This is a genomic window from Neorhizobium tunisiense, from assembly GCF_039631515.1.
GTDB lineage: Bacteria > Pseudomonadota > Alphaproteobacteria > Rhizobiales > Rhizobiaceae > Neorhizobium.
Window position 1 is genome coordinate 86947 of sequence record NZ_JBDIUU010000003.1, and the last position, 17283, is coordinate 104229.

17 protein-coding genes are annotated in these 17283 nt (G+C 62.3%); 15 read left to right on the forward strand and 2 right to left on the reverse strand.

Annotated elements, in window-relative coordinates:
• The first annotated feature begins 64 nt into the window (after window positions 1–64).
• The 3 genes from ABCW43_RS14590 to ABCW43_RS14600 are packed head-to-tail and all read left to right on the forward strand — an operon-like array spanning window position 65 to window position 2369.
• Window positions 65–772 carry a GntR family transcriptional regulator gene (locus ABCW43_RS14590; protein ID WP_345925636.1) on the forward strand — a complete coding sequence of 236 codons (708 nt, stop codon included), beginning with the start codon at window positions 65–67 and terminating at the stop codon, window positions 770–772.
• The gene (locus tag ABCW43_RS14595) at window positions 769–1863 is read left to right on the forward strand and encodes an LLM class flavin-dependent oxidoreductase (RefSeq protein WP_345925638.1); all 1095 of its coding nucleotides are present in this window, start codon (window positions 769–771) and stop codon (window positions 1861–1863) included. The genes ABCW43_RS14590 and ABCW43_RS14595 overlap by 4 nt, the downstream gene beginning before the upstream one ends.
• Window positions 1860–2369 (forward strand): flavin reductase, encoded by a 510-nt coding sequence (locus tag ABCW43_RS14600; RefSeq protein WP_345925640.1) that lies wholly within the window; start codon window positions 1860–1862, stop codon window positions 2367–2369. Before ABCW43_RS14595 ends, ABCW43_RS14600 begins: the two co-directional genes overlap by 4 nt.
• A 67-nt stretch (window positions 2370–2436) precedes the next feature.
• On the opposite strand, the gene ABCW43_RS14605 is transcribed toward ABCW43_RS14600, so the two are convergent.
• Complete coding sequence (locus ABCW43_RS14605) at window positions 2437–3714, reverse strand: cysteine desulfurase-like protein (protein WP_345925642.1); 1278 nt, start codon at window positions 3712–3714, stop codon at window positions 2437–2439.
• A 228-nt stretch (window positions 3715–3942) separates the two neighbouring features.
• On the opposite strand from ABCW43_RS14605, the gene ABCW43_RS14610 reads away from it, so the two are divergent.
• Window positions 3943–4653, forward strand: a complete 711-nt coding sequence (locus ABCW43_RS14610; RefSeq protein ID WP_345925644.1) for a GntR family transcriptional regulator — start codon at window positions 3943–3945, stop codon at window positions 4651–4653.
• Window positions 4654–4692: 39 nt separating this feature from the next.
• On the opposite strand, the gene ABCW43_RS14615 is transcribed toward ABCW43_RS14610, so the two are convergent.
• On the reverse strand, window positions 4693–5511 hold the full coding sequence (locus tag ABCW43_RS14615; protein ID WP_345925646.1) for a sugar phosphate isomerase/epimerase family protein: 819 nt from the start codon (window positions 5509–5511) through the stop codon (window positions 4693–4695).
• A gap of 399 nt (window positions 5512–5910) precedes the next feature.
• Between ABCW43_RS14615 and ABCW43_RS14620 the strand changes: the two genes are divergently transcribed.
• The 11 genes from ABCW43_RS14620 (at window position 5911) to ABCW43_RS14670 (ending at window position 17255) form a co-directional block, all read left to right on the forward strand.
• Window positions 5911–7548, forward strand: a complete 1638-nt coding sequence (locus ABCW43_RS14620; protein ID WP_345925648.1) for an ABC transporter substrate-binding protein — start codon at window positions 5911–5913, stop codon at window positions 7546–7548.
• A 109-nt stretch (window positions 7549–7657) separates the two neighbouring features.
• The gene (locus ABCW43_RS14625; RefSeq protein ID WP_345925650.1) at window positions 7658–8671 is read left to right on the forward strand and encodes an ABC transporter ATP-binding protein; all 1014 of its coding nucleotides are present in this window, start codon (window positions 7658–7660) and stop codon (window positions 8669–8671) included.
• Window positions 8668–9651 carry an ABC transporter ATP-binding protein gene (locus tag ABCW43_RS14630; RefSeq protein ID WP_345925652.1) on the forward strand — a complete coding sequence of 328 codons (984 nt, stop codon included), beginning with the start codon at window positions 8668–8670 and terminating at the stop codon, window positions 9649–9651. The genes ABCW43_RS14625 and ABCW43_RS14630 overlap by 4 nt, the downstream gene beginning before the upstream one ends.
• 12 nt (window positions 9652–9663) lie before the next feature.
• Window positions 9664–10590: an ABC transporter permease gene (locus tag ABCW43_RS14635; RefSeq protein WP_345925654.1), complete on the forward strand. Its 927-nt coding sequence runs from the start codon at window positions 9664–9666 to the stop codon at window positions 10588–10590.
• A gap of 11 nt (window positions 10591–10601) precedes the next feature.
• Complete coding sequence (locus ABCW43_RS14640) at window positions 10602–11483, forward strand: ABC transporter permease (protein WP_345925656.1); 882 nt, start codon at window positions 10602–10604, stop codon at window positions 11481–11483.
• Window positions 11484–11856: 373 nt separating this feature from the next.
• Complete coding sequence (locus ABCW43_RS14645; protein ID WP_345925658.1) at window positions 11857–12510, forward strand: TerC family protein; 654 nt, start codon at window positions 11857–11859, stop codon at window positions 12508–12510.
• Between the two features lie 280 nt (window positions 12511–12790).
• Complete coding sequence (locus ABCW43_RS14650) at window positions 12791–13747, forward strand: VOC family protein (RefSeq protein WP_345925660.1); 957 nt, start codon at window positions 12791–12793, stop codon at window positions 13745–13747.
• A 16-nt stretch (window positions 13748–13763) separates the two neighbouring features.
• A complete protein-coding gene (locus ABCW43_RS14655; RefSeq protein WP_038591148.1) occupies window positions 13764–14492 on the forward strand; it encodes a PIG-L deacetylase family protein in 729 nt (242 codons plus the stop codon).
• A gap of 16 nt (window positions 14493–14508) precedes the next feature.
• Window positions 14509–15180 (forward strand): 4-carboxy-4-hydroxy-2-oxoadipate aldolase/oxaloacetate decarboxylase, encoded by a 672-nt coding sequence (locus ABCW43_RS14660; RefSeq protein ID WP_345925664.1) that lies wholly within the window; start codon window positions 14509–14511, stop codon window positions 15178–15180.
• Between the two features lie 131 nt (window positions 15181–15311).
• Window positions 15312–16367: a 4-oxalomesaconate tautomerase gene (locus ABCW43_RS14665; RefSeq protein ID WP_345925666.1), complete on the forward strand. Its 1056-nt coding sequence runs from the start codon at window positions 15312–15314 to the stop codon at window positions 16365–16367.
• A 15-nt stretch (window positions 16368–16382) separates the two neighbouring features.
• Entirely contained in the window at window positions 16383–17255 is an 873-nt protein-coding gene (locus tag ABCW43_RS14670; RefSeq protein ID WP_345925668.1) for an NAD(P)-dependent oxidoreductase, read from the forward strand.
• The last annotated feature ends 28 nt before the right edge of the window (window positions 17256–17283 follow it).

The window sequence follows — 17283 nt, forward strand, 5'->3', positions numbered from 1 at the left end:
GGCTTTTTTAAAGATACTCTTGAATATCGCTGGAATCAGTATACCGTTTGCGCAGGAGATTTCCATGTTAAAGCCGAACGACAATCTGGTGGATGCGATCTATGCCGATCTGCGGCTGAAGCTGCAACGGAGTGCCGTTTCGCCGGCCGATCGCCTGGTGGATACCGAGATCGCCAACGCCCACGGCATTTCCCGCATGCCAGCGCGCGAGGCGCTGCTTCGGCTGGTTTCGGAGGGTTATCTCGTTGGCACGACCCGCGGCTTTGCGGTGCGGGAATTGTCGCTGGACGATATTTCCGGACTTTTCGAGGTGCGGCGTCAGCTTGAGCCGCGGGCTGCGGCCTGTGCCGCCCGCGACATGACGCCCGAGATCGAGGCGGAAATTACTGCGGCGATGAACCGGGTGGAGCTGGCGCTGAGCCGAAGCGACATTCCGGCTCTGCTGGCGGCCAATGTCGATTTCCGCAATGCCTGGCTGAAGGCGGTCAACAATCCGCATATGGCGGCAACGATTTCGCGCTTCATCGACTATTTCCAGTCGGTGCGGCTCGGCACGTTCGCCGATCCGGGCGCCGCCTACCAGTATATCGACGGTCTCTCCCGCATTCACGCGGCTTTCCTGGCGCACGATCCGCTGATGGCGCAGGACCGCATGACCCTTTTTATGTTCGCGGCGGAGGAGGCCTATCTCTCCGTCCGGCGGCGCCAGTTGGAAGAGGCGGAGACTGCGCGCCCCGCCCGCAGAAGAACACGGAAGAGAGGAACAGCATGATCAAGCCGCATCCGCTGAAAGGTCCCAGCAAACTGAAACTCGGCGTGTTTTCGCCGAATGCAGACGGGGGGCTTGCGATTACCGACGTGCCTGAACGCTGGCAGGCGCGCTGGGAAGACAATCTCAACGCGGTGCAGATCGCCGATCGCGGCGGGCTGGATTTCTTCCTGCCGATCGCGCGGTGGAAGGGGTTCGGCGGCAAGAACCGGGTGCGCGAATGGTCGTTCGAGACCTTCACCTGGGCGGCAGGCCTCGCCTCGGTCACCGAGCGGATCGGGCTGTTCATGACGGTGCACGTCCCGCTCGTGCATCCGCTCTATGCGGCGAAAGCATTGGCGACCGTCGACCATATCAGCAGCGGTCGGGCAGGGCTCAACATCGTCTGCGGCTGGAACCCGAAGGAATTCGGCATGTTCGGCGTACCGCTGGTCGAGAAGGGTTACGACCAGGCCGGCGAATGGCTGGAGATCATGGAGCGGGCCTATACGTCAGACGCTCCGTTCGATTACGATGGCACCTATTACAAGCTCAAGGACGTCGTCAGCCGGCCCGCCAGCCTGCAGTCGCCGCGGCCGGTTACCATGAACGCCGCTTTCGGCGGGCCGGGCCGGGATTTTGCGGCCAGGAACTGCGAATATCTGTTCACGACCTTCACCGAGATTGCCGAAGCCGGAAAACACGTGGAAGACATCAAGGGCCGGGCGGACGGGCTGGGGCGCGATGTCGGCGCCTATACGGTCTGCCACGTCGTCTGTCGCGAAACCCAGCAGGAGGCGGAGGATTATTACGAGCGTTATGCGGTGACGATGGCCGATCACGCTGCGGTCGACGCGCATATGGCCGGCAAGAAGGAGTTTACCCAGTCGCATGACAAAAACGCCTATGATCTCTATCGCAAGCGGTTTGCAGGGGGCGCGGGCGGTTTTCCGTTGATCGGTACGCCCGAAAAAATCGTCGAAGACATGATCGCCATATCCGAACAGGGGTATTCCGGTATTGCCATGTCCTTCGTGAACTACACCTATGAGCTGCCTTTCTTCTGCGATCGCGTCATGCCTTTGTTGAGAGATGCGGGACTAAGGGTCGAATGACGATGGATATCCTGAGCGACGAAACGGAATCAACGCGGCTCGCCTTCCGGGAAGGCATGGCGCAGCTGGCAGCGGCGGTGAATATCGTCACCACCGACGGGCCGGGCGGGCTTGCGGGTTTTACGGCTTCGGCCGTGTGCAGCGTGACGGACCGGCCGCCGACGCTTCTCGTCTGCCTCAACCGGTCGAGTTCGGTGGCCGGGATGTTCGAGAGGAACCGGGTATTGTGCGTCAATACGCTCAATGCCAGCCATGAAGCGATGTCGAAACTGTTCGGCGGCTCGACGCCTCAGGACGAACGGTTCGCGGTTGGCGACTGGGTGCTCGGCGCGACCGGATCGCCGCGGCTGACCGATGCGATCGTCTCGTTCGATTGCGAAGTGGAAAGCGCGGTCGCGAGCGGTACGCATCATGTGCTGTTTTGCCGGGTCATCGGGATTGCCCATGGCCCGGCGGATGAAGAGGCGCTCGTCTATTTCCGGCGGCGTTACCATCATCTCAAGTGAAGCGAGCTTCCTTCGTGGCAGCCAAACCCAACCATTCGTCATGCCCGGCCTTGGCGCCGGGCATCGCTCACTTCGCCCTTGCGATGATCTCACCGAGCACCGTGTCGAAACGGTCGATCTCCTCCGCCTTGTTGTAGTGGACCATGGACACGCGCATGCAGCCGGTTTCCATGGTGAGGCCGAGGCGTTTCATAAGGCGCGGTGCGAACATGTGGCCGTCGCGGCTGCCGATGCCGTTCTTGCCGAGCTCGGCCGAGAGATATTGCGGGGTCAGGCCCGGAATGCTGAAGCAGATCGTCGGAACGCGCTTTTCCACCTGGGCTTCGTCGGAAACGCCGTAGATCGTGGCGCCGTGCTTCTTCAGCACCGACAGCATCTTCTTCGACAGCGTCTGCTCGTAGGCGCGGATGGCGCCCATGGCGGCGGCAAGCGCGTCGCGGCGCGAATGCTCGCCTTCGGGCAGGAATCTGCGGCCGAGGTCTTCCAGATAAAGCACGGCAGCGTTCATGCCGGCGACGTTCTCGTAGGTGAAGGTGCCGACCTCGATCTTGTAGGGCGGTACGTCCGGAATGAAGTCTTCCTTGAAGGTCGGAAGCTTCACCAGCGCGTCATAGCGGCCCCAGAGGAAGCCCATATGCGGCGAGAAGTTCTTGTAGCCGGAGCAGACCAGATAATCGCAATCCCAGGCCTGAACGTCGATCAGCGCATGCGGGCCGTAATGCACGCAGTCGAGGAAGACCTCGGCGCCGGCCGCATGCGCCAGCTTGCCGACGGTTGCCACATCGACGATCGTGCCGATCGAATGGGCTGTCACGGTGCAGGCGACGAGGCGGGTCTTGTCGTTCAGGAGCGGCTTCAGGTCGTCGGTATGCAGCGTGCCGTCTTCGCGCATCTTCCACCAGACGATCTTGGCGCCGTCGGCTTCAAGCGCCGTCCAGGTAGCGATGTTGGCGTCGTGGTCCATGTCGGTGACGATGATCTCGTTGCGCTCCTGCAGCATCTTGGCGATGCCGAGGCTGACGAGGCGGATGAAGGACGTGGCGTTGAGGCCGAAGGAGATTTCCTCCGGACGATAGGCATTGACCAAGAGGCCAACCGAAACGCGGGCTTCGGCAATCGTGCGATCGACGCCCTGGCTATGCAGATAGGGCGCCATGCGCTGCACGTTGCAATCGACGAGATGGGCCGCGACCGCATCGACGACGGCCTGGGGCACCTGGGCGCCGCCGGCGTTTTCGAAGAAGATGAAGTCCTTGTATTTCTGGAGGGCTGGAAATTTCAGCCGTAGTTCATCGACCGGAAAAGCCTTGGCGAGATTATCGCCTGCCGTCACATGCGTGTTCATGGATTTCTCCCAGATGTCGTGGATTGATGAGGAGGGATGCAGGTGACAACGAGCCTCCCCGTGTTTATGTTTGGCCCAGTTACCAAATGAGCATTTGATCAAACTTTCAAATGTTCTATTGTGCGGTCGGCATTTGATCAAGGGGAATTGCTTCGGGAACGGGAGATGACCGGACGCGAGGAGACTTGAAGAGCGCGGCCCGTTATGCGAGGCCTGGTTGTGATGGGAATGGATCAGAGGACAAGGATGGCGGATAGCGGGCTTTTGAAGGTCACGTCGCGCGTGACTGTTCAGGATACGGTCTACGAGCAGCTGCGCCGGGCGCTGATGTGGGGTTCGTTTGCCCCATCGCAGGCGATCACCATTTCGTCGCTGGCAACCGAGTTCGGCACCAGTCATATGCCGGTGCGCGAGGCGCTGAGACGGCTTGCGGCGGAGAACGGCCTGGAGATCGGCCATAACGGTTCGGCCCGCGTGCCGGCAGTCTCCCGCGAGCGGCTCGACGATCTCTGCCAGGCGCGCATCGCGCTCGAGGGCCTGGCGACGGAGCTGGCCGCCGTCCACATGACTGACGAGGATATCGACCGTTCGGAGGCGCTTGCCCGGGAGCACGAGGAAACCGGCAAGGCCGGCGACGTCTATGGCATGCTGCGCAAGAACCAGGAGTTCCATTTCGGCATCTACGAAGCGTCGCGCTCCGAAGTGCTGCCGCAGCATATCGAGATGCTCTGGCTGCGGTTCGGCCCCTATATGCGGATGCTGACCAAGTATGTGGAAAAGGAATTCGACAAGGGCGTCGTGCACCCCTTCTCATCCTATCACTTCCGGATCGTCGCCGCACTGCGCGAGCGCAACGGTGCGCTCGCGCGGGACATGATGGTGGGGGATATCCTCGCCACGCAATCACACCTGCGGGAGATGTCCCCGGAATTGCGGTGACCCCGGCGCCGGGCGCCGGAGCCTTCGTCCAAGGAATGCTTACTGGCCGAGGCCGAGCGAAGCGAGATATTCGACCGAAGCCGGGATCTTCGACTTGTCCTTGATCTCGACGATCAGGCGCGGATTGCTGGTGAGCTCGGCGAGCGCCTGGAAGACTGACGGCCAGAGGATATTGCCTTCGCCGAGCGCCCAGTGGCGGTCTGCGTAACCGTCGGCATCCTGCAGGTGCACGTGCTGCAGGCGGTTGCCGGCTGCCTTCACAAAATAATCGACCGGCGGAGCGCCGGTGGAGCCATGTGCGTAATGGGCATGGCCGGTATCGATCGACACGGCAACCGCCGGCGAATTGAAGCTGTCGGCGAGCGCCACGCGGATATGCTGGTCGATATCCTCGATGTTTTCCAGAACGATCACGGCGCCGATATCCTCGGCCCGCTTGACGGCATCGCGCATCGTCAGGTGCGCCTGCTCGACGACGCGCTCGGCCTCGCCCTTGTTGTTGTCCAGGTTGTTGTAGGACCAGGTCGTGTAGGGGCTGTGGGCGACCATCTGCGTAGCACCGATCGCGGCGCAGACGTCGAGGCCCTGCTTCAGGCGCTTGGCGACGACGGCGCGGATGTCCGGATCCTGGGAGGCGATGGTGAAGCCCCAGAACGGGCCGTGGATGCCGAGACGGCCTTCAAAACCATCCAGCAGCTTCCTGGCGCGTTCGGCGAGCGGCGTCCAGTCGCCGTTCAGAACATCAGCCGTGGTGAAATCCTGGAGTTCGAGATCGCGCTGCTTGTCGAAAAGCCAGTTGCGGTGAATTTCGAGCTCGCCAAGCGTCATGGCGGCGCCGATCACGGGAAGGGAGGACATGGAAAACTCCATTAAACAAAGAAATGTGGGGAGGGGAATGCGCCGGAAGAAAATCCTCGCACAGGCCTCCATGCCAGAATTTTGTGTCGGCAATATTACATTTGTAACGCAGGATCATGAAGTTTGCATCCGTGTTCAATTTCATCGAATCGCCAAGATAGCGTCACGGAACTGATACACAGGCTGGCCAAATAGCCCCTGCAAATCAGGGGGTAGCCGTGAGCCGCAGCAATACGCTTTTCATCATCGCGGATCGGGCCGAGCGGCTTTCATGTCCTCAGCCCGCGCGGGTCGCTTGCTGTTATCAGCTCAAGCTTTCCGACCCCTCAACCGTCACCGCTCCAGCCCGCAGGGGCTGATCGAGCTCGTCCATTAACCCGACGCCAAAGGACATATTCCATGGTCAACTTCACCCGCCGCAGCACGCTTGGTCTTGCCGGCGCCGCTGCCGGTTCGCTGATCCTGCCGCGCTTCTCGATCGCCCAGAGCGACAAGCGCCCCTCGATCACCATCGCCGTCCAGAAGATCACCAATAACAATACGCTCGACGTCTGGCACGAACAGTCGAATGTCGGCGAGCGCGTTTTCTTCCCGAATCTCTGGGAAGGTCTGATCCTGCGCAACTGGATGGGCAACCAGGGTCCGCTTCCGGGTCTCGCCACCGAATGGAAGCGCATCGACGACAAGACGCTGGAATTGAAGCTGCGCCAGGGCGTGAAGTTCCACAACGGTGACGAGCTGACGGCTGACGACGTCGTGTTCTCGTTCTCCAGGGAGCGCGTGTTCGGCAATACGGAGCCGGCCGGCGGCAAGACGATTTTCGAATCGGAGCACAAGCCGACCACCGTCAAGGAACTGCCGGCTACCGTTCCCGGCGTTGGCCGCCGTCTGTGGCCGGCCCTTGCCGGCGTCGAGGCCGTCGACAAGTACACCGTCCGTTTCCACAACGCGACGCCGGATGTCACGATGGAAGGCCGCCTCTATTCCGGTGGCAGCCAGATCACCAACCGCCGCGCCTGGGACGAAGCCAAGTCCTTCACCGAATGGGCCCGCAAGCCGGTCACGACCGGTCCCTACATGGTTGCCGAATACAAGCCGGACGTCTCGCTGACGCTCGTCGCCTTCGACCAGTACTGGGGTGGCCGTCCGCCGCTCGCCCAGATCCGCTTCGTCGAAGTTCCGGAAGTTGCCTCGCGCGTCAACGGCCTGCTTTCCGGCCAATACGACTTCGCCTGCGACCTGCCGCCGGACCAGATCGCGACGATACGGGCTGCCAAGGGCTTTGAAGTTCAGAGCTCCACCATCTGGAACCACCGCGTTTCGACTTTCAACACCCAGAACCCGATCCTTGCCAACCCGCTGATGCGTCGTGCGATGACGCATTCGATCGATCGCAAGGCGATCGTCGAGGCTCTTTGGGCCGGCCAGACCGTCGTCCCGGCCGGTCTGCAGTTCGAATCCTTCCGGACCTCGGACATGTTCATCGAAGGCTGGGCCGCTCCGGAATTCAATCCGCAGCTTGCCAAGGATCTCCTCAAGCAGGCCGGCTACAAGGGTGACCCGATCCCCTACCGCCTGCTCAACAACTACTACACGAACCAGACGGCCAACGGCCAGATCATGGTCGAGATGTGGAAGCAGGTCGGCATCAACGTGCAGATCGAGATGAAGGAAAACTGGGGCCAAATCCATGATCCGGCAGGCGTCAAGGGCGTCCGCGACTGGTCGGCTTCCAATACGATCAACGACCCGATCACTCCGCTCGTCGTGCAGTTCGGCCCGAACGGCGAAATCCAGCAGAAGAAGGACTGGACCAACGACGAAATGAACAAGCTTTCGCAGGTCATGGAGACCTCCACCGACCGCGCGTTGCGCAAGAAGGCGATCGCCCGCATGCTGGAAATCGCCGAGCGCGAAGACCCCGTCTATCAGGTCCTGCACCAGAACGCCGTGTTTACGGGCATGAAGTCGTCGCTCAAGTGGAAGGCCGCCCCGGCTTTCGCGATGGACTTCCGCTCCACCAACTGGGCGATCTGATCGGATCTTTCTCCCCTGCTCCGGCGACCATGCGGCCGCCGGAGCATTTGTTTTCAAGAACGGCAATGTCTTCGCCCGGAAGCGGCGGGAGGCAGGAGTATGGCGGGATATGGATAGGGCATCGTCCAATCTGGTGGAACTGCGTGATCTGAAGGTCGCCTTCGACGGCGTCCAGGTTCTGCACGGTATCGATCTCAATGTGGGCCGTGGCGAAGCGCTCGGTCTCGTCGGGGAATCGGGGTGCGGAAAGTCGGTGACGTGGCTTGCGGCTCTGGGATTGCTTCCCGGCAAGGCAGGCGTCACCGGGTCCGTAAAGCTTGAGGGAAGAGAACTCTCCGGCGGTCCGCGCGAGGCTTATGAACAGGTGCGCGGAGGCCGGATTGCGATGATCTTCCAGGATCCGTCGAGCTCGCTCAATCCGGTGCTCCGGATCGGTCGGCAGATCGTCGAGGCGCTGTCGCTGCATCGTGGCCTGCGGGGTGACCCCGCGAAAAGAGAGGCGCTGCGGCTGCTGGACATGGTCGGTATTCCCGATGCACGCCGCCGTTTCGATCTCTATCCCCATGAGTTCTCGGGCGGCCAGTGCCAGCGCCTGATGATCGCCATGGCGCTTGCCGGCGAGCCGGACCTGCTGATCGCCGACGAGCCGACCACGGCGCTCGACGCGACGATCCAGGCCCAGATCCTCGACCTGATGATCCAGCTCCGGGCCGAGACCGGCATGGCGACGGTGTTCATCAGCCACGATCTCGGCGCCATTTCCCAGGTCTGCGAACGGGTCTGCGTCATGTATGCCGGCCGGATCGTCGAGGAGGGCAGCGTCGCGCAGCTCTTTTCCGAGCCGCGCCATCCCTATACGCGCGGTCTTTTCGACGCGATCCCGCGGATCGACGGTCCCCGCCACCGGCTCATCCCCATCCCCGGCACGGTCCCGAACCCGAAACATCCGCCCGAAGGCTGTTCCTTTTCGTCGCGTTGTTTTCGCGCAGTGGAGGGCTGTCGCAGCGAGCGCCCCGCGCTCGAGACGTCGGCCGATGGCCGGCAGCTCGCCTGTTTCCGCCCGGTTCCGGCGAACGAGCCCGTCGAGCCAAGAACCAGAGTGACCGAGGACATGCTGCAATGACCGCCCTTATCGAAGCGGACAATCTCGTTCGTATCTACCAGATCCGCCGCGGCGTGTTTGCAAAGGCACATCCCGTGCGCGCGGTCGATGGCATCTCGCTGGCACTGAAGCCGGGCGAAACGCTCGGCATCGTTGGCGAGTCGGGCTCGGGCAAATCGACTCTCGGGCGGATGCTGCTCGGCATCGACGCCGCACAGGGCGGCGAAGTCAGGTTCGAAGGCAAGCCGATGCCGCATCTGAAGACGCCGCAATGGCGCGCGCTGCGGGCCAAGATGCAGTTCGTCTACCAGGACCCGCTGGCGGCCCTCGACCGGCGCGTGACGATTGCAAAACAGATCGGCGAGCCGCTGGAGATCCACAAGCTCATTCCGAAACAGCACCAGGAAGCCCGTATTGCCGAGTTGATGACGGCCGTTGGCCTGCGTCCGGATCAGGCCGGTCGCTATCCGCACGAACTGTCGGGCGGCCAGCGGCAGCGCGCCGTGATTGCCCGCGCGCTTGCCGCGCGTCCCAAGCTTCTGGTTTGTGACGAGCCGGTTTCGGCGCTCGACGTCTCCATCCAGGCGCAGGTCGTCAACATGCTGCGCGACCTGCAGGAAAAGAACGGCATCGCCATGGTGTTCATCAGCCATGACCTGAAAGTGGTGCGCAACATCGCCGACCGGGTGGCGGTGATGTATCTCGGCCGGATCGTCGAGGAAGCGTCCTCCGACGTGATTTTCCATTCGCCGCAGCATCCCTATACCAAGGCGCTGGTTTCGAGCGTGCCGGTGCCGGGCAAGATCCTCGAAGGCCGCGTCATCCTTCAGGGCGAGCCGCCGAACCCGGCCAATCGTCCGTCCGGCTGCGCCTTCCACCCCCGTTGCGCGCTGGCGCAGGATGTCTGCCGTTCCGTCGTGCCGCAGCTCCGCCCGATCGGCAACGGCCGCACGGCCGCCTGCCATATCGTGGCCGGTGAAGCCGCCTCGATCGCGGCCTGAGAGGAGTTTTCGATGATCCGCTTCATAGCCGTTCGACTTCTGCGGGCTTTGATCACCATCTTTGCCGTCGTCACCTTCGCCTTCGTCGTTCTGCGCATGTCGGGCGACCCGGCGCAGGTCATGCTCGGTCCCGACGTGCCGCAGGAGGCTGTCGATGCGTTCCGCCGTTCCTGGGGTCTCGACCAGCCGCTGTGGGTTCAATATCTCGCCTATATAAGATCGATCTTCACCGGCGATTTCGGAGTGTCGATGCGTGACAAGGCGTCGGCGCTGGATTTGGTCCTGCAGCGCGTGCCCGCGACGCTGCAGCTCACCGTGCCGGCGCTGCTCCTGAAGCTCGCCTTGGGCATCCCCGCCGGCGTCTACGCGGCGCTGCATCGCCAGAGCTTTGCCGATCGCGGCGTGATCCTGCTCGCGGTTCTCGGCTTCACGATCCCCTCCTTCGTCATGGGTCTCTTGCTGGTGCTGATCTTCGCGGTCATTCTCGGCGTGCTGCCGTCCGGCGGTCAGGATACCTGGGTACACGGCATCCTGCCGACGATTACCATGAGCATCGGCGGGATCGGCATCCTCGCCCGGTTCTCGCGCAGCGCGATGATCGAGGTGATGGGGCAGCCCTATATCCGCACTGCCTCCGCCAAGGGCCTGAAATGGGGTGACGTGGTCTGGAACCACGCGCTACCCAACGCTGCCGTGCCGATCGTAACGATCGTCGGCTTCATGGTCGGCTCGCTGATCGCCGGTGCCGTCGTGGTCGAATCGATCTTCTCGTGGCCTGGCATCGGCCGGCTGCTGATCGTCTCGGTCGGTAACCGCGACCTCGCCGTCGTCCAGTGCATCCTGCTGATCATCGCAGCCACCATGGTGGTTTCGAACCTGGTCGTCGACCTGCTCTACGGTTGGCTCGACCCCCGCCTTCGCTCCAACGCGGCGCATTGAGGACAAGAGATATGGCTACGATCAATCTGTCGGAAACCTCGCGGCCGCCGGGCTGGTATGCGACCTTCATCAAGCGCCTGCGCCGCAACGTGCCGTTCACCGTCGGGCTCGGCATTGTCTGGCTGGCGGCCATGGTCGCGGTCGCGATCTTCGCCGACCAGATCCGCCCGTACAACATCACGGCGATGGACCTTTCGAGCCGCCTTTCCCATCCGGGGGCTCTGAAACACCTGCTCGGCACCGACGAACTGGGCCGCGACGTGCTCTCGCGCCTTCTCCAATCGGTCCGGGTGTCGCTGATCATCGCCTTCGGCGCCACGATCCTGTCTGCGGTGTTCGGCACGGCGCTCGGCTTCGCGGCGGCGCAGTTCCGGGGCGCGGTCGAACATCTCGTGCTGGTGCTTGCCGATTTTCAGGCAGCGCTGCCGTTCCTGATCATGTCGCTCGCGGTGCTCGCCTTCTTCGGCTCCTCGATGGTGTTGCTCGTCTGCCTCATGGGCTTCTACGGCTGGGAACGTTACGCCCGCATCGCCCGCGGCCTTGCGATTTCCGCCAGTTCGCAAGGATATGCGGCCTCCGTCGTGCAGCTCGGCGCAACACCGGCGCGGGTCTATTTCCATCATATCCTGCCGAACGTCGCCTCGACGCTGATCGTCTCGATGACGCTGACCTTCCCGGAAATCATCCTGATGGAGAGCGGCCTTTCCTTCCTCGGTCTCGGCGTGCAGCCACCGGAGACGAGCCTTGGCAACATGGTCGGTTTCGGCCGCGAATACCTGACGCGCGCGCCGTGGATCATGCTCGCTCCGTCGGTCGTGATCGTGCTGACGACCCTTTCGATCAGCATTGTCGGCGACTGGCTGCGCGACAAGCTCGACCCCACCCTTTCGTAACCTGGGGCTGGTTCGCTGCAAGCGCGGCGGCCACTTCCATCGATGCCGCTATTGGCGCTGTGGACAGATTACAACGGATCGTCAACGATCCCGGGCAAAAACAGCCCAAAACCAGCTGTTTCATAAACTCGCCACTTGAGTTTCTGCGATCATGCGGCTAAATCTCACGCCGCCAGGACCGGGCCCCTCTGACAGTTCAAGCTTGAGCTGTGATGTCGGACTGGATTAGTCCAACTTGGGTGCCTGGTGTTCGTGGAAATCATGTGACGACAACGGCGGTGACCTACGGCAGGCGGAAATGCAGGTCGTGAGCGTCTCAGGTTCGTCTCGGTCCACTCGCGGGCACTCCCGCCTTTGAGAGATTGGGTGCCAAATGATGGAATTCTTTAGTGCAGAGGCGTTGTCCGCCCTCCTGCAGGTTATCATGATCGACCTCGTGCTGGCCGGCGACAATGCGATCGTCATCGGCCTTGCCGCTGCCGGCCTGCCGAAGGAACAGCGCTCCAAAGCCATTCTGGTCGGCATCATCGCAGCGACCGTGCTGCGTATCGGTTTCGCGCTCGCCACGACCCAGCTTCTGCAGATCGTCGGCCTGCTGCTGGCCGGTGGTGTCCTGCTTCTCTGGGTCTGCTGGAAGATGTGGCGCGAGTTGCGCACCCCCCATCAGCATGAGGACGAAGCCAACGAGGCGCTGCAGAATGCAGACCTCAATGCCGACGGTACGGTCGCGGGCGGCGCGCCGCGCAAGACTTTCTCCCAGGCTGCCTGGCAGATCGTCATTGCCGACGTCTCCATGTCGCTCGACAACGTGCTTGCCGTTGCGGGTGCCGCCCATGAACATCCAGAAGTCCTGATCTTCGGCCTGGTCCTCTCGATCGCGCTGATGGGTATCGCGGCAAGCTTCATTGCACGCCTGCTCAACAAGCATCGCTGGATTGCCTATGTCGGTCTGGCCGTCATCCTTTACGTGGCGCTCGAGATGATCTGGCGCGGCTATCACGAAATTGCGCCCTATATCGCCGGGTAATGTCTTCCGGCGCGGCGGTCCTGCCGCCGCGCCGTTTCCTTCGGGTCTCCAACTCCCGTCTTCGCTCGCCATTTGCCGGGCGGCTTTTTCCTGATCTCAACCAAAACTTATGCCGCGTCAGCAGAACCTATTCGTCAGGCTGCCGATCTGCTTTTATGTCTTCAAGCCAAGCTGCGGCGCCCATGCGCCGGCCGTGTTGGAGTGGAGGACGCGGGCTCGATTTTTGGAGGAGAATGCGCCTGTCCGCCGGGCGCTGAAGATCGTTCATCTGGGAAAAGCCATGACCGAACCCTGTTATGACGTCGCCCATCTCGGCCACGTCGAGCTCTATTCAGACCGTTTCGAGGAATCGCTCGACTTCTTCACCCGTGTCTACGGGCTGACCGAAAGCGGCCGCGAGGGCGACAGTGTCTATCTGCGCGCCTATGACGATTACGAGTTCCACACGCTGAAGCTCACCAAACATCACACCACGGGTGTCGGTCATATCGCCTATCGGACGTCATCTGCGGAAGCGCTGGAACGCCGCGTAAAGGTAATCGAGGAAAAGGGCTGGGGCGTTGGCTGGACGGAAGGCGATCTTGGCCATGGCCGCGCCTACCAGTTCAAGAGCCCCGACGGCCATCTGTTCGAACTCTATTGGGACACCAGGGAATATGTGGCGCCGCCGGAAGAAAAGCCGGCGCTCAAGAACATCGCCCAGCGTTACCATGGCCGTGGCGCTTGCCCGCGCCGCCTCGACCACGTCAACCTGCTCGCAGCCGATGTCAGCCTCATCCGCGAATTCATGACCACGGCGCTGGGCAGCCGCGTTACGGAGATGATCCAGCTCGACAATGGCCGCCTCGGCGGCTGCTGGTTCACCATCAACAACAAGACCTATGACCTCGCCTGCTCCGAGGACCATACCGGCTCGCATGGCCGCTTCCACCATGTCACCTATGCCTGCGACCAGCGTGAGGACATCCTGCGCGCCGCCGACATCTTCCTGGAGAACGGCGTGCACATCGAATCCGGGCCGCACAAACACGCGATCCAGGGCACGTTCTTCCTCTATGTCTGGGAGCCTGCCGGCAACCGCGTCGAACTCGCCAATGCCGGCGCCCGCCTGATCCTGCGGCCGGACTGGAAGCCGGTCGTGTGGACCGAAACCGACCGCAAGAAGGGCCAGGCCTGGGGCATGAAGACGATCGAAACCTTCCATACGCACGGCACGCCGCCGGTTGCGCACAAGTAAGAGCAAGGGGTATCCCATGGCAAAGACAGCATTGGTCATCAGCGCCCATTCGGCGGATTTCGTCTGGCGTTGTGGCGGCGCGATCGCGCTTCACGAGGAAAAGGGCTATGACGTCACCGTCATCTGCCTGTCCTATGGCGAGCGCGGCGAAAGCGCCAAGCTCTGGAAGAACCCGGGCATGACGCTGGAAAAGGTGAAGACCGAGCGCCGCAAGGAGGCGGAAAACGCCGCAAAAGCCCTCGACGTCACCGACATCCAGTTCTTCGATCTCGGCGATTATCCGCTGGTCGTCGACCAGGACGCCAAGTTCAAGCTGGTCGATGTGATCCGCAAGGTTCAGCCGGAATTCATGCTCTCGCACTCCAAGTGGGACCCCTACAATACCGACCACATGTATGCGACGCAGGTGGCGATCGAGGCGCGTATGATCGCCCAGGCCTGGGGCCACAATCCCGGTGAAAAGATCCTTGGCGCGCCGCAACTCTATCTGTTCGAGCCGCACCAGACCGAACAGATGGAATGGAAGCCGGACGTCTTCCTCGACATCTCGCCCGTCTGGGAAAAGAAGTGGGCGGCCATCCAGTGCATGGAAGGGCAGGAACATCTCTGGCACTTCTACAAGAACGTCGCCGAGAACCGCGGCAACCATTTCATGCGCAATTCAGGCGGCCAGGCCAGCGGGCGCAAATCGACCCATGCGGAAGGTTTCCAGTCGGTCTTCCCGCGCACTGTCGACGAACTTTGATAGGGGACGAACTCTGATGTCGGTTGTCGTCCAGAATATCGAACGCGCGGATCAGTCGGTCATCGACCGGCTGGCCGCCTGCGGCGTCGCCACTGTACATGAGGCCCAGGGCCGCAAGGGCCTGCTCGCCAGCTACATGCGGCCGATCTATCCGGGCGCGCGGCTGGCCGCGAGCGCCGTCACCATCTCCGCACCTCCGGGCGACAACTGGATGCTGCATGTAGCGATCGAACAGCTTAAGGCCGGCGATATCCTGCTGCTTGCGCCGACCAGCCCCTGCGAAGACGGTTATTTCGGGGATCTGCTCGCCACCTCGGCGCAGGCGCGGGGCTGCAAGGGTCTGATCATCGATGCGGGCGTGCGGGACGTGGTCGATCTCACCGCCATGAAGTTCCCGGTCTGGTCGAAGGCGGTCTATGCGCAGGGCACCGTCAAGGAGACGCTCGGTTCGGTCAACATCCCGGTCGTCTGCGCCGGCGCCTATGTTCGGCCGGGCGACGTGATCGTTGCCGATGACGACGGTGTCTGCGTCGTCGCCCGCGAGGAAGCGGAAGCGGTCGCCAGGAAGGCGGAAGCCCGGGTCGCGGCGGAAGAAGACAAACGCAAGCGGCTCGCGGCCGGCGAACTCGGTCTCGATATCTATAACATGCGCGGCAAGCTCGCCGAAAAGGGTTTGAAGTATATCTGAGCGGTGAGTTTTTGCGCCATCCTCGGGACAAGCCCGAGGATGGCGGTGGAGAAGGTTGAAACCTTTTCCGGCACGCGGCCAGCGAAAGTTGCTTCTCCTTTTCCTACAGGGGAGAAGAGGGAGGTTGGAGAATGACTGACACTGAAACCGGCATTCGCTGCATGTGGATGCGCGGCGGCACCTCCAAAGGCGGATATTTTCTCGCCTCGGACCTGCCGGCCGATCGTGACACCTTCCTGCTGCGGGTCATGGGTTCGCCTGATCCCCGCCAGATCGACGGCATGGGCGGCGCCCATCCGCTGACGTCCAAGGTGGCGGTGGTGCGGAAATCCGAGCGGGAAGGGGTCGATGTCGACTACCTCTTCCTGCAGGTCTTCGTCGACCAGCCGATCGTCACCGACGCGCAGAACTGCGGCAATATTCTTGCGGGCATCGGGCCTTTCGCCATCGAACGCGGGCTGGTGCCAGCTAAGGGCGAAAAGACCGAAGTCTCGATCTTCATGGAAAATACCGGCCAGATCGCCATCGCAACGATCGAGACACCCGGTGGCCAGGTGACCTACAAGGGCGACGCACGGATCGACGGCGTACCGGGCACATCCGCGCCGGTGCCGATCGTGTTTGCGGATACGGCCGGTTCCTCCTGCGGCGCGCTGCTGCCGACCGGAAATTCCGTTGACGTCATCGAAGGTATTGCCTGCACGCTGATCGACAACGGCATGCCCTGCGTCGTCATGCGCGGCGATGTGCTCGGCATTACCGGTAACGAAAGCCCCAAGGATCTCGAGGCGAACCAGGAGCTTCGCGCCAAACTGGAGGCGATCCGGCTGAAGGCCGGGCCGATGATGAACCTTGGGGACGTCACCAAAAAATCCGTTCCGAAGATGACGATGGTTTCGGCGCCGACGGCGGGCGGGGCGATCTCGACCCGCACCTTCATTCCGCATACGTGCCATGACGCGATCGGCGTGCTCGGCGCGGTCAGCGTTGCGACGGCCTGCCTTCTGCCGGAAGGTCCGGCTTCGGAACTGGCCGTCATTCCGGATGGTGACGAAAAGCTGCTGTCGATCGAACATCCGACGGGCGAGATGAGCGTCATCGCCACTATGAAGAACGGCGAAGTCTATCGTGCGGCCGTGCTGCGCACGGCGCGCAAGCTTTTCGACGGCGTGGTTTTCGGGGACTGAGAGTAGGATAAGCGCATGAGGATCGCATTCCTGGGTTTCGGCGAAGCGGCACGCGCCTTCCATGACAGCCTGGCGCCGAAGCTCGGAGATGGCGAATTCCGTGCCTATGACCTGCTCCTCGACAATGCCGACAAGGCAGGCGAGATGCAGGCGGCGATGACGAGCCGTGGGGTCCGACCGGAGGCCTCGCCTGCCGGTCTTGCCGATGCCGAATGGATATTCAGTGCGGTCACGGCAGACCAGAGCCTCAAGGCAGCCCAATCGATCGCACCGCATCTCGGCCAGGGCGCTCTCTTGATCGACATCAACTCCGTCTCCCCCGGCCGCAAACGCGAGACTGCCGTGCTGATCAACGAAACTGGTGCCGACTACCTCGACATGGCGGTCATGGCCCCTGTCCATCCGAAGGGCCATGCGACCCCGGTTCTGATTGCCGGCAAAAGTGCCGCCGAGCTTCTGGAACGTTTTCGCGCTCTTGGCTTCAGTGCCGATGTAGCCGGAGAAGCAGTGGGCTCCGCGACGGCCATCAAGATGGTTCGGTCCGTTTTCGTCAAGGGTCTGGAAGCGATCACTGTCGAGGCGCTGCTCGCGGCAGAAGCCTCGGGCTGTTTCGAGGAGATCCTGTTCTCGCTGTCCCGGAGTTTTCCGGGTCTCGACTGGTCGAAATTTGCCGATTACCAGTTCGAGCGCACGACCCGCCACGGCCGCCGCCGGGCTGCCGAGATGCGCGAAAGCGGCGTCACGCTCGATGCGCTGGGGCTCAACGGTGGCCTCGCCCGCGAGATTGCTGCGGTCCAGGACGAAATGGCGGCGAGCGGCGTGAAGCCGGCCGACGATCTCAGGGATACGGTCGCGCGGGTTCTTTCAGCTCGGCGCGAAGGAAAATAAGGCCGTCTCTTCAGGGCCTTCCTTGTAT